The organism is Pedobacter nototheniae (genome assembly GCF_004335085.1).
GTDB lineage: Bacteria > Bacteroidota > Bacteroidia > Sphingobacteriales > Sphingobacteriaceae > Pedobacter > Pedobacter nototheniae.
The window spans coordinates 141,830-164,013 of sequence record NZ_RQRS01000008.1; the positions used below are offsets into that span (position 1 = coordinate 141,830).

Annotated in this window: 22 protein-coding genes and 1 riboswitch; of the genes, 8 read left to right on the forward strand and 14 right to left on the reverse strand. The window is 33.2% G+C overall.

All coding sequences use genetic code 11. From position 1 onward, the window contains the following. Positions 1 to 14: 14 nt before the first annotated feature. Both EHC72_RS09205 and EHC72_RS09210 read right to left on the reverse strand, forming a co-directional pair. Positions 15 to 614: a hypothetical protein gene (locus tag EHC72_RS09205; RefSeq protein ID WP_131537391.1), complete on the reverse strand. Its 600-nt coding sequence runs from the start codon at positions 612 to 614 to the stop codon at positions 15 to 17. Then, positions 601 to 1,098 (reverse strand): RNA polymerase sigma factor, encoded by a 498-nt coding sequence (locus EHC72_RS09210; protein ID WP_131537392.1) that lies wholly within the window; start codon positions 1,096 to 1,098, stop codon positions 601 to 603. Before EHC72_RS09210 ends, EHC72_RS09205 begins: the two co-directional genes overlap by 14 nt. Before the next feature lie 160 nt (positions 1,099 to 1,258). On the opposite strand from EHC72_RS09210, the gene EHC72_RS09215 reads away from it, so the two are divergent. From EHC72_RS09215 to EHC72_RS09230, 4 genes are all read left to right on the forward strand, one after another. After that, positions 1,259 to 2,644 (forward strand): dicarboxylate/amino acid:cation symporter, encoded by a 1,386-nt coding sequence (locus EHC72_RS09215; protein WP_131537393.1) that lies wholly within the window; start codon positions 1,259 to 1,261, stop codon positions 2,642 to 2,644. Between the two features lie 57 nt (positions 2,645 to 2,701). After that, a complete protein-coding gene (locus EHC72_RS09220) occupies positions 2,702 to 3,202 on the forward strand; it encodes a hypothetical protein (RefSeq protein WP_131537394.1) in 501 nt (166 codons plus the stop codon). Positions 3,203 to 3,323: 121 nt separating this feature from the next. Continuing rightward, a complete protein-coding gene (locus EHC72_RS09225; RefSeq protein ID WP_131537395.1) occupies positions 3,324 to 3,686 on the forward strand; it encodes a BlaI/MecI/CopY family transcriptional regulator in 363 nt (120 codons plus the stop codon). Positions 3,687 to 3,690: 4 nt separating this feature from the next. After that, entirely contained in the window at positions 3,691 to 5,142 is a 1,452-nt protein-coding gene (locus EHC72_RS09230; RefSeq protein WP_131537396.1) for a M56 family metallopeptidase, read from the forward strand. Between the two features lie 191 nt (positions 5,143 to 5,333). Here EHC72_RS09230 and EHC72_RS09235 read toward each other — a convergent pair whose 3' ends face one another. Both EHC72_RS09235 and EHC72_RS09240 read right to left on the reverse strand, forming a co-directional pair. Then, entirely contained in the window at positions 5,334 to 7,997 is a 2,664-nt protein-coding gene (locus tag EHC72_RS09235) for a TonB-dependent receptor (protein ID WP_131537397.1), read from the reverse strand. Continuing rightward, positions 7,994 to 8,917 carry a GLPGLI family protein gene (locus EHC72_RS09240; RefSeq protein ID WP_131537398.1) on the reverse strand — a complete coding sequence of 308 codons (924 nt, stop codon included), beginning with the start codon at positions 8,915 to 8,917 and terminating at the stop codon, positions 7,994 to 7,996. The genes EHC72_RS09235 and EHC72_RS09240 overlap by 4 nt, the downstream gene beginning before the upstream one ends. A gap of 354 nt (positions 8,918 to 9,271) precedes the next feature. On the opposite strand from EHC72_RS09240, the gene rplU reads away from it, so the two are divergent. The 3 genes from rplU (at position 9,272) to EHC72_RS09255 (ending at position 11,016) form a co-directional block, all read left to right on the forward strand. Continuing rightward, the gene (gene rplU / locus EHC72_RS09245) at positions 9,272 to 9,583 is read left to right on the forward strand and encodes a 50S ribosomal protein L21 (RefSeq protein ID WP_039476071.1); all 312 of its coding nucleotides are present in this window, start codon (positions 9,272 to 9,274) and stop codon (positions 9,581 to 9,583) included. 51 nt (positions 9,584 to 9,634) lie between these two features. Continuing rightward, positions 9,635 to 10,039, forward strand: coding sequence for a 50S ribosomal protein L27 (gene rpmA / locus EHC72_RS09250; RefSeq protein WP_131537399.1), 405 nt, complete (start codon positions 9,635 to 9,637; stop codon positions 10,037 to 10,039). 140 nt (positions 10,040 to 10,179) lie between these two features. Continuing rightward, positions 10,180 to 11,016 carry a hypothetical protein gene (locus EHC72_RS09255; RefSeq protein ID WP_131537400.1) on the forward strand — a complete coding sequence of 279 codons (837 nt, stop codon included), beginning with the start codon at positions 10,180 to 10,182 and terminating at the stop codon, positions 11,014 to 11,016. A gap of 57 nt (positions 11,017 to 11,073) precedes the next feature. On the opposite strand, the gene EHC72_RS09260 is transcribed toward EHC72_RS09255, so the two are convergent. The 7 genes from EHC72_RS09260 to EHC72_RS09290 all read right to left on the reverse strand — a co-directional run bounded on the left by EHC72_RS09260 (position 11,074) and on the right by EHC72_RS09290 (position 19,641). Beyond that, complete coding sequence (locus EHC72_RS09260; RefSeq protein ID WP_131537401.1) at positions 11,074 to 11,787, reverse strand: hypothetical protein; 714 nt, start codon at positions 11,785 to 11,787, stop codon at positions 11,074 to 11,076. Between the two features lie 2 nt (positions 11,788 to 11,789). Continuing rightward, a complete protein-coding gene (locus EHC72_RS09265) occupies positions 11,790 to 12,569 on the reverse strand; it encodes a hypothetical protein (RefSeq protein WP_131537402.1) in 780 nt (259 codons plus the stop codon). A gap of 163 nt (positions 12,570 to 12,732) precedes the next feature. Then, positions 12,733 to 13,707 (reverse strand): polyprenyl synthetase family protein, encoded by a 975-nt coding sequence (locus EHC72_RS09270; RefSeq protein ID WP_131537403.1) that lies wholly within the window; start codon positions 13,705 to 13,707, stop codon positions 12,733 to 12,735. 213 nt (positions 13,708 to 13,920) lie between these two features. Then, entirely contained in the window at positions 13,921 to 16,053 is a 2,133-nt protein-coding gene (gene rnr / locus EHC72_RS09275; protein ID WP_131537404.1) for a ribonuclease R, read from the reverse strand. Positions 16,054 to 16,176: 123 nt separating this feature from the next. Beyond that, complete coding sequence (locus tag EHC72_RS09280; RefSeq protein WP_131537405.1) at positions 16,177 to 17,217, reverse strand: sialidase family protein; 1,041 nt, start codon at positions 17,215 to 17,217, stop codon at positions 16,177 to 16,179. A gap of 7 nt (positions 17,218 to 17,224) precedes the next feature. Next, complete coding sequence (locus EHC72_RS09285; RefSeq protein WP_131537406.1) at positions 17,225 to 18,928, reverse strand: ABC transporter ATP-binding protein; 1,704 nt, start codon at positions 18,926 to 18,928, stop codon at positions 17,225 to 17,227. After that, positions 18,928 to 19,641, reverse strand: coding sequence for a 3'-5' exonuclease (locus tag EHC72_RS09290; protein WP_131537407.1), 714 nt, complete (start codon positions 19,639 to 19,641; stop codon positions 18,928 to 18,930). Before EHC72_RS09290 ends, EHC72_RS09285 begins: the two co-directional genes overlap by 1 nt. 97 nt (positions 19,642 to 19,738) lie before the next feature. Here EHC72_RS09290 and EHC72_RS09295 point away from each other — a divergent pair, with 97 nt between their 5' ends. After that, positions 19,739 to 20,260 carry a DUF1579 domain-containing protein gene (locus EHC72_RS09295; protein ID WP_246029409.1) on the forward strand — a complete coding sequence of 174 codons (522 nt, stop codon included), beginning with the start codon at positions 19,739 to 19,741 and terminating at the stop codon, positions 20,258 to 20,260. Between the two features lie 51 nt (positions 20,261 to 20,311). On the opposite strand, the gene EHC72_RS09300 is transcribed toward EHC72_RS09295, so the two are convergent. From EHC72_RS09300 to EHC72_RS09310, 3 genes are read right to left on the reverse strand one after another with little or no spacing between them, the layout of a single operon-like run. Next, on the reverse strand, positions 20,312 to 21,208 hold the full coding sequence (locus tag EHC72_RS09300) for a DUF72 domain-containing protein (RefSeq protein ID WP_131537409.1): 897 nt from the start codon (positions 21,206 to 21,208) through the stop codon (positions 20,312 to 20,314). Positions 21,209 to 21,229: 21 nt separating this feature from the next. Then, positions 21,230 to 21,577, reverse strand: a complete 348-nt coding sequence (locus EHC72_RS09305) for a DUF5615 family PIN-like protein (RefSeq protein WP_131537410.1) — start codon at positions 21,575 to 21,577, stop codon at positions 21,230 to 21,232. Next, on the reverse strand, positions 21,570 to 21,806 hold the full coding sequence (locus EHC72_RS09310; protein WP_131537411.1) for a DUF433 domain-containing protein: 237 nt from the start codon (positions 21,804 to 21,806) through the stop codon (positions 21,570 to 21,572). The genes EHC72_RS09305 and EHC72_RS09310 overlap by 8 nt, the downstream gene beginning before the upstream one ends. 214 nt (positions 21,807 to 22,020) lie before the next feature. Beyond that, positions 22,021 to 22,120: riboswitch (SAM riboswitch) on the forward strand. Positions 22,121 to 22,184: the final 64 nt, after the last annotated feature.

Genomic DNA, 22,184 nt, shown 5'->3' on the forward strand with positions numbered 1-22,184 from the left:
AAACCATGCCGAAATTATTCAGGTGTAGAAATCTGACCGCTAATGCGCTCAAACTTTTCTATTAACAATGCAATTCTTTCTTTCTCTCTTTTAATTACTGCTTTTCTTAAAATTGTTGAGCAAAATACCATCCATGAAAAGGTTAATGCCATGGCTACAACTTTTTGAAGCACATTTAAATAATCAAAAATCTCCACAAAATAGAAGATTATTCCTAAAGATAAAGCAATGGCATAAAACCAATAAAGAGAATTGTAAAGTTTGTATCTATTTAATTGATAGGTTTTTAAGTTGTTTAAGTACTCCTGCGGATGAGCAGTAAAATCATTTTTGGCAATTAAACGGTAATCCCGATAAAGAATTAAAGTGTAAACTGCAATAGCCGCTATAATAATGCTAATACCAACGTGTGTAGTCCATGATTCAAAGTGCATAAAAATCCACAGCGCAGCAATGGCAATAAAAGATACCAGCATCCCCAAAATGTTCAAAGCAGATTTTAACTTTAAACCATTTACCTCTTTTTTAGCTTGTTGCAGCATTTCATCAGCAGAAAACTTAACTTCTACCTCGTGCTTTTGCCACAACTCCTGTATTTGATCAAACGCTTGCATACTGGCTATATAGTTCTGTTAATTTTTGTTTAATGCGATGAATTTTAACCCTTAAATTGCCCTCGCTAATCCCTGAGATATCTGCAATTTCATGGTATGGTAATTCATCAAGTACCATGGTAATAATTAAACGATCATTTTCTTCTAGTTTAGAAATACATTTGTAAAGAAGGGCAACCTGCTCATTTTTCTCTGAAAACTCTTCTATTTTATTCTCAATGATATTATCAGTTAATTCATCCTTCGCCTGTCTTTTTTCAGATCGGAGGTAAGTTAAACAGGTATTTACTGCAATTCTATAAATCCAGGTAGATATTAAAGATTTGTTTCTGAATTTATCCAGATTTTGCCAAACTTTTAAAAATGTTTCTTGAAGAAGATCGTTTGCAGCATCAGTATCGCCTGTATAACCATAACATAAATGGAATATCTTTTTGGAATTCGAATCGAAGATTTGCTTAAATAACTTGTCTTTTTGTTCCATTTAAGGGATGATAATTGCTTTTTAGATGGTATGTAAGCCATTTTGTTACAGCCTGAGTAAAAATTTAGTTCGATTTGAACGGCTGCATAAATCAAAATTTGTTACACGGCGTAAATATCGTAGTTTTACCAAATTAAAAAAGCCAAATACTATTTTATTAATGAAGAAAAACAAACTCACGTTATTTATTTTTATTGCATTGGTTGCGGGTATTGCATTGGGCTATATTCTTAATGTTAATTCTATTGATGTTTATAACCAGAATATCCTGACGGCAGATGCAAAAGTTAAAAATATAGAAGTTAGTATCGCTAAAACTACCGATACAACAACCACGCAGTTTGCACAACTGAAAGCAGAAAGAAAGGCAACCGCAAAAATTAAAAAGGATAATGAAGAAATCCGCGAAAAAAAGCTTGAATATTTTACGCTTTTAAGTGATATTTTTCTTCGTTTGATTAAAATGATCGTTGCCCCATTGGTATTTACAACTTTGGTTGTAGGTGTAGCAAAAGTAGGTGATATAAAAGCCGTGGGCAGAATAGGCGTTAAAACTTTAGGCTGGTTCTTGGCTATGTCCTTAATGTCGTTGGTTTTAGGAATGATTTTAGTAAACTGGTTTGAGCCAGGTAGACACATGAAGTTGCCACTTCCAGATCATTTAGTCAATACTGGAATCCAAAAAGCTGCAGTTAGTGTTAAAGATTTTATTGCACACGTGTTTCCTAAAAGTATTGCCGAATCCATGGCCAACAATGAAATTTTGCAAATCGTTGTATTCTCTTTGTTTTTTGGAGTAGCTACAGCAGCAATTGGTCCCGCTGGAGCCATTGTTATTAAAGCTTTTGATGCCATTGCACATGTTATTTTAAAAATGACTGGCTATGTAATGAACTTTGCTCCATTAGCTGTTTTTGGCGCCATGACGGCAATTATAGCTAAGCAAGGATTAAATGTGTTAAATACATATGCAATTTTTATAGGAGAATTTTATTTAGGATTAGCCATTCTTTGGGGTGTTCTAATTTTCTTAGGCTTCCTTGTACTTAAAAAACGAATTTTCGGTTTAGTTAGCGATATGAAAGAACCTGCTATTTTGGCTTTTAGTACCGCCAGTAGCGAGGCCGCTTATCCAAAAACAATGATGCTTTTAGAGCGTTTCGGTTGTAAAGATAAAATTGTAAGTTTTGTATTGCCTTTAGGTTATTCATTTAACCTTGATGGATCAATGATGTACATGACTTTCGCCTCCTTGTTTATAGCACAAGCTTACGGTATCCATTTAAGCTTTGAGCAGCAAATTTCTATGCTACTTATTTTAATGTTAACCAGTAAAGGTATCGCAGGTGTGCCACGTGCATCACTTGTGGTTATTGCAGGTACCATTGCTTCATTTAATATTCCTGAAGCAGGATTAGCCTTGCTAATCGGTATAGATCCACTGTTGGATATGGGCCGTTCTGCAACCAATGTGGTAGGTAACAGTATTGCAACAGCTGTAGTAAGTAAATGGGAGGGAGAACTTAAGCCAGAAGGTTCAGTTTAAGTTAATATCTTTGCAGCAAATAACATTAATAATTTACTCATTCAATAATTAAAACTAGTGTCAAATAAAGGAAAAAAGATATTTTTAGCGCTTTCAATCATCGTTCCGATGATTATTTACTGTTACATTTATTATAAACCCATTATACAAAATGCACCTTTTCGTAAGGCCGATTTTGTTTCTATGCAATATACCTGGGGCGTAAAAGATACTTTGGAAAATCAATACAATTCTAAAGATGGTCATTATCAGTACGTAAATAATCGTGATTCTTTAGTTAAAAAGACGGTTTTCTTGAAAAGTGACGACATTCTTTACATTCATAGTAAAGCAAACGAATTGGGCCTTTGGAATTTTCCTGATACTATTGGAGTAAAAAGCGCTAAATCAATGGCAATACCACGTTATGATTTGAAATTTAACTATAAAGAAAAATCTAAACATGTTGTTATTTATGGCGATTTCGATGGCAATCCTAAATTATTAGATGCTGCAATGCAAATGCGTAAAGTAATAGAAGAAACTATAAATCAGGCAGAAAAAAGAACTGGGAAATAACTCTCTTAATCATTTTTGTAATTTTAAAAAAGACTTTATTAAAGTGCTCGATATGAGTATTTTGATAAAGTCTTTTTCTTTTTAAGAGAATTTCGTATGTTTACGATATATTCGTAATATAATGGAGAAATTAACTTTGCAGGAAGAAGAAGCAATGCTTGCCGTTTGGCAAATAGGAAAAGGCTTTATAAAGGATTTTATGGATGTATTGCCAGAACCAAAACCACCATATACCACACTTGCATCAACAATAAAAAACCTGGAGCGTAAAGGTTACCTTGCCAGTGAAAAGTTTGCCAATGCCAACAGATACGGTGCAAAAGTGAAAGAGGTGGACTATAAAAAACGCTTTATGAGTGGTTTTGTAAATAATTACTTTCAAAGTTCTTATAAAGAATTGGTTGCGTTTTTTGCGAAGGATAAAAAGATAAGTGCTGATGAATTAAAAGAGATTATTAACCTTATCGAAAACCCTGAAAAGTAATGCTATGCCACATTTCTTTATTCTACTTTTTAAGATAAACTTGGTACTAATTTTATTTGCTGCAACCTATTATCTTGTACTTAGGCGATTAACTTTTTATGCCATAAACCGAATGTTTTTGATGTTTGGTATTTTGTTTTCGTCATTATATCCATTTATTAACCTAACAGAATTTTTTGGCAAATATCAATCAGTGCAAGCACTTGTGCCCAAATTTACGCAAAATGTAAACCGTTTTGTACAGCAAGATGCAGTGCCATTTTATTGGCAATTACTAGTTGTTTTATTTTATGTAGGTGTTGTGGTAATGGCTTTAAGATTAGCCTTTCAGTTTATATCCTTGCGTAGAATGCATAATAATTCAGTTCCTGGAAATGTAGAACAGCATAGTGTAAGGATTCTGAGTGACAAAGTTAGTCCTTTTAGTTTTTGGCAAACTATTTATGTAAATCCATTAATTCATAAAAAAGAAGATCTGCAAAATATACTGGAGCATGAAAAAGTACACGTAGAAGAATTACATACCTTAGATATTATTCTTGCAGAAATTTGTGTGGTTTTTTACTGGTTTAATCCCGGTGTTTGGTTGATGAAAAAAGCTGTAAGGGAAAATATTGAATTTATAACTGATGCTAAAATTTTAAAAAGAGGCATTGATAAAAGAACATATCAATATAGCTTGCTTGATGTTAGTACTTTAGAACCATCAGTTGCAATTGTAAATAACTTTAACCTATCAGACCTTAAAAAACGTATTAAAATGATGAATACAAAAAAATCTTCGTCATTAAATTTAACCAGATATTTGCTTGCTATACCAATCCTCGCCATTACATTGGCTTTTACCATAAACAAGAAAGAGATTCAGAAGAAACTTGTGCCACTTTCAAAATTTGTAAATCAGGTTTTGCCTGATACAAAAGTAAGACCTGAAAAAGAAACAATAGCAATTCAAAAAATAATTACCAAAAGAAAAAAGTCTCTTGATATTAAGCCTGTTGAAAAGGATAGCTTAAAAAAGATCGTGTTGTTTATGCACCAAACTTTTAATTTTACCGATTCTACAGACAAAGTTTTAAAGGTTATTTTAAATAATTTTGAAAATAAGGCAAACGAACTTCCTGCAAATGGCACCAAAAAAACTAATTTTTCAAGCAGTTATACCTTCACAGATTCTGCAACTAACGAAAAAAAGACTTTTATAAAGAATATTACCATCGTAGCACATAAAGGAACGGGAGAGAAGAAGGAAAATTCATACAACTTTAAAACCTTTTCAACTACAGGGGATGTGAAAATTTCTGTTGATAGTACAGCAAAGGTCAAAAATGTAATTTACTTTGTTAATGGCAAGAAACTTACAAAAGAAGAATTTATGAAACTATCTCCAAATACAATTTCAAGCATATCTATTAAGCCTGATAGCGATGTGAAAATTATAGCTAAACAAAACTAATTTATCATTTTAAGAATTTAGCAAGAGCTAGAAGACTTTTGGAAAACGAGAATCGTAAGTCTAGTTATAATAGTCTGTTATTAAATTTTATATCGTTTATTTTGAAATCAAATTTGTTATTCTGAGTCTGTCGAAAGAACCTTTAAGTTATTTCGGCAGACTCATTATAACAGGCTATTATTTTCTATTTTTTAAAAATTGAATCTTACTTTTAACATCGCCACTCTACCTGGAATTGTATAGCTTCCTGATGTTAATGAGTTAGCCGATAAATAAATAGCGTCAAACGTTTTAATGTTTGTTAAATTAGTTAATCCAAATTCTAAATCTGTTTTCAGCTTATCTAGTTTGTATTTAATGTTTGCATCTGCAAAAAGATATTTCAAATTAGGTTGCGAAGCCTGATGTGTAAATAAATGTTCAGCAGATAAATTAATAAAAACATTTTTAAACGTTACAAATGATAAGGTAGACTGCTGCCTTAGCTGTTGAAAATTGTTTTTTATGCTCTCAGCCACCTTTGCTTTGTTGTTACTTACTGAATAGGTTGCAAGATAAGACCACGACATAAAACTCGCAATTTTTGCTTCAATACCGCCTTTGTAAGAAATGCTTTGTGCTTCAATAGGCAATAAATCTTTATTTTGCAATTGCTGATATTCGCTTTGCGAAACATTGACTCCTGCTGTTACCGTACTTCTTAAGGCAAAAATATACTTACTTGCATTTGCGTTAAGAAACAAACTTTTCTGGTAGTTTTTTAATGGTAATACCACGCGTTGTTGTATGTTATTATTTAAAGTGTAGGATGAAATGGTATTCAATTCTGTATTGTTGTAGCCAATATTTAAATTAAGGAAAAACATTTGCATCGCCTTTCTAAAATTAAATCCAGCACTAACATTATGTGTTTTGCTTTCAGAGATAGGGGCATTGTTGGCGAAAAATGATCTATAGTTTCTTAAAATTGTGCCACGATAAACATCATCAATACCACCCAGATCATTTTTAAAAGAATAACTAGCCGTAACATAATTCTCAATCCCAGTTTGATATTTAAAATTTAATGATGGGTTTATAAACACTTTTTTTAAATCCTTATCCAATGCATTTGTTGGGTCGTTATAACTAATAGCATTGTAACTCAAGGGCAAGGTTATGCCTGCTTTAATTTTCTCACCTGCGTAATCGTAAGAGGCTTCTGTATAAAGTTTCGTTTTTAGCCAGTTTAAATTATTTACAGCATTTACCGAAGCCAGTTCGGATGTTTGATTGTTTTGAACGCGATATAACGATGAATTTAATTCCTGATTCTGTACATTAAAACCCGCTTTATAAGTTTGGGTAAACTTACTATTAACAAATGCAAAAGAAAGGTAATTATTAGTGTACCAGGTAGGTAAACTCACATATTGGTTTAAAGCGGCGTAAGGAATACCATTATTTATAAGATCTGCATTTAAACCCGGTACAACATTTAATTCTTCTGGTTGCGTTGTTCTGTTTAAGTACGAATATAAATTAATTACATCCTCAGATTTTAACTTTCTACGGTAATTAAATTCGTTAGAAAGATCGAACGTTTGACTTTTAAGTAATTGATTAGCTGGTGTATTATTAATATTTATATTAGATTTTGTTTTAAAAGGATTATAATCTATAACCAAATTATTGTTCAGGTAATATTTATCCGCATTACCATTTAAATTAAACTGACCGCGTAATTTCTGAGGATATATCTCATTATTTTGAAGCTCAGTATAACGAATAGTTTGATCTGGTAAGTAAGTTTCAGAAAACTTATTGTATTGCTGTTTTCTCTCATCATATAAATAATAAAGATTAGCCCTCAATTGTAAATCGGTATTAAATTTATAGAGGTTATTTAAGTTTATTAATCCTGCTTTATTAAAAAGATATCTACTTTGAGGTAAGGAAGGTACGCCGGCAGCACCAGTAGAAAGCAAACCACTTGGTTTATCATTATCCAAACGTTTAAGATAGTCTGTCAAATTATGTGATGTTAAATCAATACCTGGATCAATTCCAATATTATTTCCTTTTATGTTGTTAATAAATTTAAGTTTCTTATTGAATAACATAGCCGTTAAATTTCCATCAAAACGATTGGGCGTTCCGGCTCCAAGTGTTGCATCTCCCATAATTTTAAGTCTAGCTTCGTCCTTTAAAACTAGGTTTAAAGCAACATCATCGCTCATATTATTTTTACGCATCATTTTAATTGGCTGGTCGTTTTGAATCACCTGAACCTTATCTACTGCATCTTTAGGAATGCTTTTGGTACCGATATTATATTTATCATCCAGCAGGTTATCGCCATCCACATAAAAATTAGAAATCGCTTTTCCATTATAACTGATTTTACCATCCTCAGCAACTTCAATTCCTGGCATTTTCTTTAACACATCGCCAATACTTCGATCTTGTTTGTCAGCAAAATCGCCCGGACGGTAGTTTAAGGTATCACCTCGGGCTGATAATGATGGACGATTTTTGACTGTAACCGTCTCCAGGTCAGTTTCACTGTGTTGTAAAACAATTTCAGGAGCACTATTCAAATCAGTAATTTTGAAAGCAGATTTTTTATAACCAATGCTCGAAGCCTCAATACTATAACCAATTACGTCATCACTCTTTAGCTGAATATTAAAGTCGCCCTTAGCGTTGCTCCTGGTAAAACTAACTATATTTCCTTCGGTATCTTTAAGGTTTACATTGACAGATTCGACCCCTTTGCCATTAATATCCTTAACTTTTCCTTTAATTTGTTTTTGGGCAAAGCTAGAAGCAATGCCCAAAAACAAGAAAACCATTAATATATACAGCCCTCTCATTTTTTCTCAGGTAATTCAATCGGATTATAAATTTCTTTCTTTGCGGCTCCAGGAGTTCGTACTGTATTTGTTTTGAAAGAACCATTAATGCCATTTGCAGCCATTTGGGCCTGCATAAATCCCTGCGGATCTTTATCTCGTGCTTCCTTTAACTTATCTAATTCCTTTCTGGTTGTTTTAATCGCATTTGCAGGTAGTTTAATTTCACTTCCTAAATAGTTGTCCGTTTCTAAACCAACTACTTTTATTGTCATTCCTGAAATTTCAGATTTTTCTCCTTTTTCAGATTCCTCAGCTGTAACTTTATCTAAACCAGCAAATTCAAACTTAACTTCTTTCTTTTCGTCATAGGCTTCTACAATTAAGCCAGGTAAGCCGTTAAGCTTCCAGGGACCACTTTGAAAAGGAATTTCTGAAGCAAACCACGCAATCCAGTTTCTTCCTTTAAAGTGTGTTGTAGCCTTTTGGCAATGTACTCCCGAAAAACTCATAGTATCTTTCGTTATCTTCCAATCTATTGTGGCTGCAGGTTCTTCAATCAAATAACTGTTAAATAAGCGCTCTTTAGTAACCATTTTATGTTCGTTGGCAAAAAAGAAATAATCTATCTGTGTAATTGGTTGTGTAGTTTTTGATTCTACCTTAATATTTTGTGAAGTGTTTCCGGCTTGGTTTTTTACCTGTTCCATAATCTGCTTTTGCATATTGGCAGCCTGGTTAATTTTATCATAGCTGGTATATACAGATGCGTTATTGCCAGTAACAAGCAACATGTTTTCTGTACGCGGTTTATCTCTTTGCGTTGTATCTTCAATGTGTTTAAAAGTGTATCTAACTCTTGCTAATGCTTTATCAGGGCTTTGAGCATAGCTTGATAATGCAATAATTGCTGTACAACAGCATAAAAAAATACTTTTCATAATAATTGAGTTTAAGTTGTCTATTTAATTTTCGTAAAACTACGAAATATTCGTAATACAAAGAATTGAGTTTAACAATTTTTAACAAATTGGTTTAAATGGCAATACATTAGGGTTTTTACATAGAACTTATTTGAGAATAGGAAAGATGTTTTTATGGATTTTTTTGGTTTATCCAGAAGAAGAAGTAATAATTTTCTGTTTGGAATAAAAGAATTATATTACGAATGGATTTGTGATTTTGGAGGGTATAAATTATATCTGAAAATATTTTTAATATCTGTTTGTGTGTTAATAGTATTTGTTCTATATTTGCACCTCGTTAAATAAAAATTAAAAACAAATATTTAAACAATGTACGCAATAGTAAATATAGCAGGACAGCAATTTAAGGTTGCTAAAGACCAGCACCTTTTTGTACACAGATTACAAGGAGATGAAGGCGCTAGTATTGAATTTGATAATGTATTGTTGGTTGATAATGGTGGTGCAATCACTGTAGGAGCTCCTGCAGTTAAAGGTGCTAAAGTTTCAGCTAAGATCGTATCTCATTTAAAAGGTGATAAAGTAATCGTTTTCCACAAGAAACGTAGAAAAGGTTATAAAAAGAAAAACGGTCACCGTCAGTTTTTCACTAAGATTCAGATCTCTGACATCACGTTATAATTAATTGTTAACCCAATAATTCGCTTTTAGCGAGTTAAAAAATATAAAATCATGGCACACAAAAAAGGAGCCGGTAGTTCGAAAAACGGACGTGAATCGCATAGTAAGCGTTTAGGTATTAAAATTTTCGGTGGTCAAGAAGCTATCGCTGGAAACATTTTAGTACGTCAACGTGGTACAAAACACCATCCAGATAAAAATGTTGGTTTAGGAAAAGATCACACTTTATTTGCTTTAATTGATGGTACAGTAGTTTTCAGAAAGAAACAAGATAATAAATCTTACGTTTCAGTTCTTCCTGCTGTAGCTAAAGAAGTTGTTGCTGAGCCAAAAGCTAAAAAAGCACCTGCTAAAAAAGAAGTTGAAGCTAAAGAAGTTGAAGCTGCTCCAGCTAAAGCTAAAAAAGCACCTGCTAAAAAAGCAGAAGCATCTGAAGAAGCTGCATCTGCAGAATAATCAGTAATAATTATAAAAAAAAGCTCCTGGTTTTTATCAGGAGCTTTTTTGCGTTATAAATATTTTACATTGTTAAACTCTGTTAAATAACACTTTTTAACAAACCTGTATTTTACATTCGTCCATTCAAAAAAATAAGAATGGGACTAATAAAAATAACTTTTCCAATGATGCTTGTGGTGCTTGGTTTTACTGCATATGCGCAAGAGACTGAAAGCAACATGAGAATGCTTAAACCTTTTAAGGCAGATGGCATATCTAACGAATGGAACGAACCACTTAACGAATTTAATTCTGATACTAAACTGGCTTTTGCACTCGCAAACGATGACCAGAACTTATACATTGTAATTGAATCCTTAGATCCGGAAACAACGATGAAGGTACTTTCTGGAGGTATTACATTGAATATTAATACTGCCGGTAAAAAGAAAACTGGTATAGAATTAACTTTTCCGTTAAGAGAAAGACCGCCAATACAGCCTGATAATGTTGAAAAGGCAAACATAATGGGAGCGGATGGAAAACATGAGCCTCATGAACTACCCGATGAAAAAACAATGGGACAAGGCATTAAAGTAACTGGTTTTAAAAATATTCCTGATGGTATTGTTTCACCAGAGAATAGTTACGGAATAAAAACAGGAATGGTGGTGAAGCCAAATCGTGATTTAATTTATGAAATGGCTATTCCACTTTCTCAGCTGCAGGTAGATTTAAACTTAAAAAAACCAATTGCCTACAACATTAAGATAAATTCTTTTAAAAGAGGAACCGGAAAACCTGGTGGTATGCATGATGGTGGTGAACATGGAAAAGGTGGAACTATGGGTGGTGGACGTGGAGGAATGGGTGCTGGTGGCGGTAGGATGGGCGGAGGAGGTGGTGGACGAGGCGGACAACGTCCTTCTGGCGGTGAAAATGTTGTTGAGCAAAAATCTGATTTCTGGATAAAATATTTACTAGTAAAATCTTAACCCTTACCTTTTAATTAACAATTAGAGCCGATAGAAATTAATCTATCGGCTTTTTTATTACTTTTTAGCTATTAGGTTATTCGTTATATATCGCAGAGCCTTAGCCTCTAGATCTGTTTGAGAAAGCTTATTGCTTTCAAATTCTATGAATAATTTATATTCATCATCGCCCATTAAACAAGCAACACCTTTAAATGAAGATGCTTTCTTTTTGATGGAATAAGATACAAATTTTGAAGATTTACCAAGTTTAATAAAATCACGGAGATTACTTAGTTGGGAATCATTTTTTAGGGTTTTAAAAGCGTTATTAAGAGTGCTTTTATCTTCTACAATGTGAATGAATATGCTGAGGTTTTGAGGTGTTTTAACTGCGAATCTTAAAGTATTATCATGTGTATTTTGAAAATATGAATTTTTTAATACCCTAAATTTGGTGGTGAAATCAATATTTATTAAGGAATCTTTTTCAAGTTTTACAATTTTATAAATTTGCTTTTGAGATTCGCTAATGGTATCAAGATAGTTATAGCCGAAATAAAATACATCTCCATAATCCTGGGTTGCTGTTGATGCGGAACCACTGTAAGATTGCTGATTTAATTTATCTCTAAATTCTTCAAAATTTATATCATTATCACTTTTGTAGGTATTTCGTTTTCTATCATCCATTTTTGAACAATAAAATCCAAATCTAATTAAAGCGAAAATAAACAGGCAAATGGTTAATACACTTCTCCAAACTGGCCTTTCGTTGTATTCATCACTCATTGCTATTGAAAGTCTTTTCCTGATAAAACAACTTCATTTAGGGCGTTACCCTTTTCATCTTCATAGACGTATTTTATTGTAGTAATTCCAAGATCTCTAACACCTTTCATTAATTGTTTGGATTTTCCACTTCTTAAAATATCATCCTTTAATACTTCTTTAGCATCATTACCTTTAATTTTGTTAGCAATAATACCAGGAACACTAATGTTATAAATTAGCTCATTTGCTGCATTAATATCAATTTTTAAAATAGTTAAACCTGTATTCTTATCTTTTATAGGTAAGTTTTGATTTAAAGCAGTGAGCATGCTTTTAATTTTCGAATTACTGGAAGTAGAACTACTCAATAAGTCTTCAGTGTTTAACTTACCTTTTGTATCACTTTCAAGTTCAGCAAGTTTCTTTTTATCAACTATAATCGTCGAGAATTCTGATAGCCTTAGCGTAAAAAAGGTTACTTCAAAATTAACACCTTCTTCGTTAATTAATTCTTTTGCAAGTGGTTCACTAGCTAAAAGTTGAACAAATAAAGAGGGTAGAAACTTATCTACAATCCCATCCTTTACATCTTCTAGAGCATAATTGGTTACAATTTTTATTTTAATAATTTTCTTATCATAAATTGCTTCTGCATTTGATGAGTATAAAATAGAACTTGGCTTTACTGATGAATTATAAGAAAGCACAAAGGAATTCATTTTACTGGAGGTACTTTTACAGCTTACCAGAAAAATTTGGACAAAAGCGATTAATAAAATCGCAGAATGAAAGCGTTTCATGAATTTGAGCGTTAAGGTTTGATTATTAATTATTTTCGAAGATAGCTAAAAAAATAATATGACTATAACGAGAGGAAGGGAGCGGGGGTTAAAGAAAAAGGACGGGATCTTTCGTTAGAACTAATTTTTGCCTAACGAAAGATTTAATATTTTAATTGAATAACTAGTATTCTCTAGCCATTAATTGGGTTGTTAAGGTTAGTAGTTTTGATTTTGCTTCATCGCTTACGTCAATTTGTTTAAATACGGCTAATGCTTTATTTAAATATTCATCCATACTGGCTTTTGCAATATTTTGAATGTTTAGTGCATCATAAACCTGTTTTACAGCACTTACTTTTTGCCCTACATCAAATTTTTTATAGCTAGTCCAATTTTCTAAAGCATCAAGATTTTCATCCTTAGCCAATTCAAAGGCTTTTAATAAAAGGAAAGTTTTTTTATTCGCAATAATGTCGCCTCCAACCTGTTTTCCAAATTTATCTGGATCGGCATAAACATCTAAAATATCATCTTGCAATTGGAAAGCAATGCCTATATTTTCTCCAAACTGATAAATTAAATCTGCATCTTTTTCACTTGCTTTGCCAATAATAGCACCTAGTTTTAAGGCTCCACCCAATAAAACAGCGGTTTTTAGTCTAATCATGTTGATGTATTCTTCAATACTGACATCATCACGTTGTTCAAATTCCATATCCAACTGCTGGCCTTCACAAACGCCTTGTGCGGTTGCATTGAAAGTATCTAGTACATCTTTTAAGAATATAGGATTTACCTTCGCAAGGTTTTTATTGGCTTCAACCATCATTACATCACCACTTAAAATAGCCGTATTTGTACTCCATTTTTCGTGTACAGTAGCTTTTCCTCTACGTAATGGGGCATTATCCATAATATCATCATGCACTAAAGTAAAATTATGGAATACTTCTATAGCCATAGCCGCATGAATGGCGTGCTTAGCATCTGTACCAAAAAGCTCAGTACCCATTAAAACCAAAAGTGGCCTAACTCTTTTACCACCAAGATTGATGATGTATTTTATAGGTTCATAAAGGTGTTTGGGGTGATCTGGAAAGGTAAGGTTTTGTATTGCTTGATCGAGTATCTCTTGTAATTGTTCTGTAGTTTGCATTTTTACTTTTTAGCTTGCTGGGCTTCTTCAAAATTTTAACCGCTTTTATTTGGCGGTACATTTTATACTTTTGATTTTTGTGCCAAAATTGACGATTATAACTCAAATTTTGAGTCATTTTAACATCATCAGTTTTAAATTGGATTCGCCTAAATTTTTATTGTTAATATCCTTAACATTGATAATCATTAAAAGTTAGCATTTTATAATACGTTAATCAGGAATTAATGTGAAATCGATTTGACGTTTTGAAAGATCTACTTTTTTAACCCTAATCATTACCTCGTCGCCCAATTGATATTTTTTCTTTTTGCGTTGTCCTACAATACAGTAATTTTTTTCATCAAGCACATAAAAATCGTCAGAAATATCACGTAAGCGAATCATGCCTTCGCATTTATTTTCTTCTATTTCTACATACATGCCCCATTCGGTAACTCCTGAAATAATACCTTTATACTCAGTACCGATGTTATTTTCAAGGTATTCAGCTTGTTTATATTTAATAGATGCTCTTTCTGCCTCGGCTGCTCTTTTCTCCATTGCGGAAGAATGAATGCTAGCTACTTCGTAAAATTCTGCATCAGCGGATTTACCGTTTTCTAAATAATTTTCTAATAAACGATGTACCATCACATCCGGATAACGACGAATTGGTGAGGTAAAGTGAGTATAATAATCAAAAGCTAAACCATAATGGCTGGTTTTTTTTGTAGTATAAATAGCCTTGGCCATTGATCTGATTGCCAAAGAAGTTAAAATATTTTGCTCCTTTTTACCTTCCACATCATTCATTAAATAATTCAATGATTTTGCAATTTCCTTATCAGATTTTGTATTGATTTTATAACCAAAACGGGAAGCAAACTGAGCAAAAGTATTCAAGGTTTCCATGTTTGGGGAATCGTGAACGCGATATACAAAAGTTAATTTGGAAGTGCCTTTTACCTTTTTTGCAATAAACTCAGCAACTTTTCTATTGGCTAAAAGCATATAGTCCTCAATCAGTTTATGAGCATCCTTACGTTCTTTTACATAAACTCCAATCGGTTTTCCACTTTCATCGAGCTTAAACTTAACTTCTGTACTTTCAAAGCTAATGGCACCATTTTTAAATTTGCGATCGCGTAAAATGTATGCAAGCTCATTTAGCTTCAGAATTTCTGTGGCATAATCACCAATTTTAGTTTCGATAACTTCTTGAGCTTCCTCATAACTAAATCTTCTATCGGAGTGAATAACAGTTTTTCCGTACCACTCTGACATAATATTTGCGTCATCATCTAATTCAAATACGGCTGCAAAGCATAATTTATCTTCGTGTGGGCGCAAAGAACAGACGCCATTGCTTAATCGTTCGGGTAACATTGGGATCACACGATCAACTAAATAAACGGAAGTTGCTCTACTATATGCTTCTTTATCTAATTCGGTGCCCTGAATAACATAATGTGAAACATCGGCAATGTGTACACCAATTTCGTGGTTTCCGTTTGGAAGTTTCCGATAAGAAATTGCATCATCAAAATCTTTTGCATCAGCTGGATCTATCGTAAAAGTTAAAATATTTCTAAAATCTTTTCTTTTAGCAATTTCATCTGCTGAAATTTCTTCGGGAATTGCATTGGCTTCCTTTTCTACAGCAGGAGGAAAGGAAAGTGGAAAACCATATTGCGCAAGTATGGCATTCATTTCTGTATTGTTTTCGCCCTGATCTCCAAGTACATGTTTTACAATGCCAATTGGGTTTTTAGCGCCTTCGGGCCAATCGGTTAATGAAACTAAAACACGTTGTCCATTTTTTGCACCCAAAATATCAGCAAGTGGAACAAAAATATCATGCATCATTTTTTTATCATCGGCAATGACAAAAGCAAAACGATCTGAAATTTTTATAACACCAGTAAAATCTGATTTTGCTCTTTTGATGATTTCAATAACTTCACCATCATTTTTGCGGCCATTCTTTTTTGCAAATACATATACTTTAACGGTATCGCCATGTAATGCATTTTTCAACTTTCTTGGCGCTACAAATACATCTTTTTCAAACTCATCGTCGGGCACAATATAAGCCGATCCATCGGCAGTCATATCTACCTTTCCAATAAGAAAATTTTGTAATTCTTTAAGTTTATACTTTCCTTTTTCAGGCTCTAAAAAGGTGCCGTTACCTTTGCCTTCTTTTAATATTTCTAGTATTGTTTCTCTCGATTCTTGATCTGTAAGGTTTAATTTGGCCGAAACTTGTTTATAATTGAGCAGTTGATTTCCATTTTTCTCAAAAACATCACTAATTAACTGATTGAGAACCAATTTTATATTTGCCGATTTTTTCTTTGCCATACGCTAAACTGAATTTACCGAATATACAGAAAAGATGCAAAAGCAGCACGAAAGGGAATGTAATATGTAAATTGGATGATGTTTTGAGGCGTATTGTAGGTATAATTTCGAGTGATAATAAATTTACTCTAATTTTAATTCTACGTATTTAATCCTTTTTCTTTTATCCGTGTAGCTTAAATGTATATGCCCGTTTGTGGATTGTATAATTGCAGGGTAGCTATATTCTCCTTCTTTATGATCCTCCAAAGTATAAATATTATTCCAGCTTTGCCCGTCATTTGAAATTGCTAATTTAAGTACAGATCGACCTTCCCACCAATTTTTACCTGAAGCTAGTGGATTGTAAATTAACAACTGTCGCCCATCTTTTAAGGTTACAGCATCGCTTCCCGAATTTGGATTTGGCAATTCTGTAGCTTTCAGTTTAGACCATGTTTCTCCCTGATCTTTTGACCAACTTTCTACAATAACATTTTGTCTGCTTCTGCAAAGCAATTGCAATTTACCATTAGCGTAGCTTAAAATAGATGGCTGGATAACGCCAAAAGTATCACAATTAATTTCAATTTTTTTCCAGTGTTCTCCATTTTTATCTGATTTTTCCACGTGGATCAACCAAGTTTTTTCATCCAGACTTTCGCTACTGGATGGATAAAGAATAAAACCATTGCTCAGCTGAATAGGTTTATTTTTGATAGGACCTAAAAGGCCAGCGGGAAGTTTTTTAGCATCAGACCATGTTTTTCCATCATTTTTAGAGGTTTTATATTCTGCCCACCATTCTCTTGGGTTTGGCCCAATTTTATAATGCAGATACAATATTCCGTTTTTTGCTCTAAATAAAACTGGGTTCCAGCAAGCATAACGAACTGTATCATGCTGGATTCCATTTGCTATTTCAGTTGGCTCGCTCCATTTATTATTTTGTTTTGTGGCTAGCCAAATACCAACATCCTTACTGCCTTCATATTTACCACCAAACCAAGCAGCCATTATTTTGCCATTTTTTAATTCGACCAAGGTTGATGCATGACAAGCTTGAAAGGGGGCTTTATTAAAAATATACGCTGACTGAATTACCTTTAACGTTTGAGATTTTGAAAGTAACGGAGCGACTAAAAGAAAGGATATGAATAGGTATGGGATGTTTTTTAACTTCATTTTAAAATTACTGACCAGGAATAGCTTCGACTAACTTTTTTGTATAGGCAGCTTTTGGTGCATAAAATATCTGCTCTGGAAAGCCTTCTTCTTCAATTTTACCTTTATTCATTACTAAAATGCGATCTGAAATGTGTTTTACTACAGCCAAATCGTGTGATATAAAGATATAAGTTAAACCAAATTCTCTTTGAAGATCTTTAATTAAATTTAAAACCTGTGCCTGAACGGAAACATCAAGTGCCGACACGGATTCGTCACAAATGATAAATTTTGGCTCTAAAGCCAAAGCTCTGGCAATTACTATACGTTGCCTTTGGCCACCACTAAACTCATGTGGGTAACGGTTGAAGTGTTCTTCCTTTAAGCCAACTTTAGTCATCAATTCCAATACACGTTGTTTCCTTTCTGTATCGTTATTATAAAGTTTATGTACTTGTAAAGGCTCCAAAATAGATTGCCCAACACTTAATTTAGGATTGAGGGACGCATAAGGATCTTGAAAAATGATCTGAATATCTTTTCTGAGTTTTCTTAATTCACTTTTGCCAATTGTGGTAATATCTTGTTCATTAAAAATAACCTTGCCTGATGTTGGTTTAATTAATTGTAGAATTGTGCGGCCAAGTGTGGTTTTTCCACAACCAGATTCGCCTACTAGGCCCAATGTTTCTCCAGGGAAAACTTTAAAATTAACATGATCTACAGCTTTAACATATTCAAGCTTTTTGTTAAATAAACCACCATTGCTAGGGTACCATGTACATAAATCTTCTACGCTAAGTAATGATTTAGCGGTATAAAGATTTGTTCTTCTTTGGTTAATTTCACCTTGTGTAAGTTGGTTTGAAGCTTGTAAATGTGCAGAAGCATCATCCAATTTTCCTGTTAAAAAATCAGCAACAACCGGAAGTTTTTTAAGTTGTAAAGCTGGCGATGGGCGGCAGGCGAGCAAACCTTTAGTATATGGATGTTGTGGATTGTTGAAAATTGAGTTCGCTGGACCTTGTTCTACAATTTCACCTTTATACATTACCGCAACTTCATCGGCGATTTCATTTACCACACCTAAATCATGCGATATAAAAATCATTGCCATATTACGTTCTTCCTTTAATTTAAGTAAAAGCTGTAAAATGGTTTTTTGAACCGTAACGTCCAGTGCTGTTGTAGGTTCATCAGCAATTAACAATTTTGGATTGCAACTTAATGCCATTGCAATCATTACTCTTTGTTTTTGGCCACCAGAGATTTGATGTGGGTAGCTTTCAAATATTTTCTCCGGTCTTGGTAATTGTACCTCATTAAAAAGTGCAATAGTTTGCCTTTTGGCTTCGGCTTTATCTACTTTTTGATGTAGAATAATGGCTTCAGCAACTTGATAACCGCAAGTAAATACAGGGTTTAACGAAGTCATAGGTTCCTGAAAAATCATTGAAATTTGATTTCCACGATATTGCCTAATTTCGTTGGCACTTAAATTAAGTAAACTAATTTGCTCGAAGTTAATATCACCGGTAATTTCGGTAGAACGCTCGTCGTGTAGGCGTATAATGGAGAACGAAGTTACAGACTTACCCGAACCAGACTCGCCCACAATGCCTAAAACTGTTCCTTCTTTAACGTTGAAATTAATCTGTTTTACAGCTTTAAACCATGTTTTTTCTTCTTGATTAAAGAAATCAATACTTAAGTTTTTTACGTTTAACATCAGGATACAATGGTAATGTTTTCTGCTGAAATTATTTCCATGCCTTTAAATTTTAATAGAATTTGGGCAGTAGTTATCACATCTTTTTGACAATAAGTAACGATACGATCGAGGTTTTGCTCTTCATAATAAACTGATCTCACCATGCCACCATCAATATCATCTTTTGGGGTGGGAATGTTAAAAATTGCAGCCAGTAAATTTAATGAAGTGTAGTGTTTATGGTCGCCAAATTTCCAAAGTTCCATTGTATCAAGATGGCTAATTTCCCATGGTTTTTTACCTGCAATTTGCAATATTTTAGGAATCTCGATTCCGTTTACGAGCATTCTTCTACAGAGATAAGGATAATCAAACTCTTTACCATTATGGGCGCACAGCATCAATGTAGGAATTTGTTTTTCGAGGAGAATGGCAAATTGATTAAGAATTTCGAACTCATTATGGCCGGAAAAAGATTTGATTCGTAAAAGCTGCTTCTTATTTTGCATGCTAAAAATACCAAGGCTAATGCAAATAATTTTGCCAAACTCAGCTAAAATACCTGCACGTTCATAAAATTCTTCAGCGCTTTGCTCGGGTTTTCTTTGGAAATGCGTTTTCTGATCCCATAAATGTTGAAAATGTTCAGGCATTTCTTTAAATGACTGATATTGTGGAACGGTTTCTATATCGATTACCATTACTTGATTAAGGTCGAGCGTTTTTAACATGAAACAATATAGTGATAAGAACCATACTTTAACCATTTCTGATTTGTTTCGTTATCTTTTTCAGTTAATTACGCCAAAATTTAGTTATTAAAGTTTGATGATAATTTTTTTAGCTTTGGATATGGCAACAAACAAATTTGAAGAATCTTTAGCTCACGGAGCACATAAAAAGCTAATTGATTTAGTTGGAGAATGGAAAGGAATTACAAAAACATGGTTTGAAAAAGATGTGTTGGCTGACGAATCTCCGATGACGGCTAAAATAACAACACTTTTTAATGGTCGTTTTATTTCTTATGACTATCAGGGAAGTTTAGAAAATAAGGCTTTTGATGGTAAAATGATTATTGGTTTCGATATTCCTTATCAACGTTTTACAGCAAGTTGGGTTGATAGCTTTCATATGGGTACGCAAATTATGCTCTCAAGCGGGCAAGCTACAGGAAATGGTTTTTCTATTTTGGGTACTTACGGAAGCCCAGAATATGATGAACTATGGAATTGGAGAACGGATTTGGAAATTATAAATGATGACGAAATTGTTTTTATAGCTTATAATATTTCGCCAGATGGCGTAGAAGCAAAGGCCACAGAAACGGTTTACAAAAGGATAGGCTAATAAATAATATTTGCCTTGAATATTCTTTAACAAATATTCAAGGCACTACAATTAAAATAAATTTGACTGACTTTGGTTTGCCATAACGGGAATTTTCAGGTCTGTACCAATAGCATCATTTAGTTTTTGCGTAAAATAGGCAGAAAACAGAGGTGACGATAACTCTACATTTTGATGCACAAAAAAGTATAAATTTTGGAGTCCTTGTTTTTTCCACTCAACAATTCTTTCAATCCAATCGTCCAAACGTTTTTTATCAATATCATCCACGTTGGCGCCAACAAAACGAATAAAGGCGGTAGGAGAGGTTAATCTCATGTGCATCATATCTCTACGACCGGCGGTATCTACAATAATATTTGCAACACCGTGATCCTGAAATAACTGTGCAAATTCACTTGCAACAGCAGGATTTGAAAACCACTCTTCATTTCTAACCTCAACACCCAATGGAATAACTTTAGGAAACTCTTCAATAACTGTTTTTAAGCGGCTAAAATCTTTCGGCTTAAAATTATCATGTAGCTGTAGAAAAGCCATTCCAAATTTTTCTTCGAAATTACTTACTGCATCGCAAAACTGCTCAACAGGCTCCTTAACGTTAATTAATCTTTTAAAATGACTAACGGTATTCGTTAGCTTAGGGAAAAATTTAAAACCATCTGGCGTTTTTTCCTTCCAAGTAATTACCTGTTCGCTTGATGGCATACCGTAAAAAGTAGCATTAAGCTCAATAGAATTGAATTGGGTAGAGTAATAAGAAAGCTCATCTTTAGTACCTTTTGGATAAAAGCCTTTTAAATCGGCTTTATTCCATTTGGCACAACCAACGTAAGCCTGAAAAGATTGCTTTGTTTTATTTGCCTTTAAAATGGCTGTTGTTTCCGGAGCATCTGCCGGGATTTTAAAATCTATTTCTTCTGGGTTTGTTACCTTACCGAATTGCATATTTATTTCTATTATTATTCATCAACCTATATTAACAATGTCCATATTATTAATTAAAAGTTCTTGAATAGCTTTATTAAGCTGTGGTTTTAATTTGTCCCAAAATATATGGTTTGAGCAGTTTCCAAATTTTATATTAATGAGTTTTGGTGGTGAACCATACCATTCGATTAAATTATTAAAATCAGAATCTTTAGAAATTAGAATAACATTTCCTGTATTCCTTGCCATTGTGTATATTTTAATGTCATCAATAAAATGAAGATTTAAACTGTAAGACGATTTTGCTGTGTAACCCGTATATTCTGAAATCCATTTTGCGATAATAGGGGAGATATTTGTATCAATCCAAAATTCCCAATTATTCATGTATTAGATCTTCATTAATTTTAGTCGCACTATAAATTAAAGCAGCTCTAATATCTTCTTTTTCTAAAATAGGGTGCTGCTCTACAATATCTTCTTCGCTTAAACCATTAGCCAAAAGCTCCAGAATATCAGCAACTGGGAATCTTAACCCTCTAATTGTGGGTTTACTCTGCATAAAATTAGGTTTAATTGTTATGCGTTTAAGTAATATGTCCTGTTGAGGTGTCATATTCAAATTTACATACAATAATTAAATGTACCAAGCTAAACCTCGAATGATTTGTTTAATCTATTATATATTAAGTATTCAAACAAGTTTTAAATGCATTTTAAATACACATTTTATCACGAAAATGTAAGGATTAAAATATTTTAAAATATATTCTATTAAAAAGGTAGATATTATATACATTTGCCGAACCAAAAATTGGTAGTTCTTTAGATACTTATCCAGAAAGACGGAGGGAAAGGCCCTGTGAAGTCTTAGCAACCCCAGAAATGGTAGGTGCTAAATCCTGCTTCTGCAAAGAAGAAAGATAACGAGTTTGCGATTTCTGCAAATGAATCTGAAGGACGATCTGATTTACATAAGTATCAATTGAGCCAG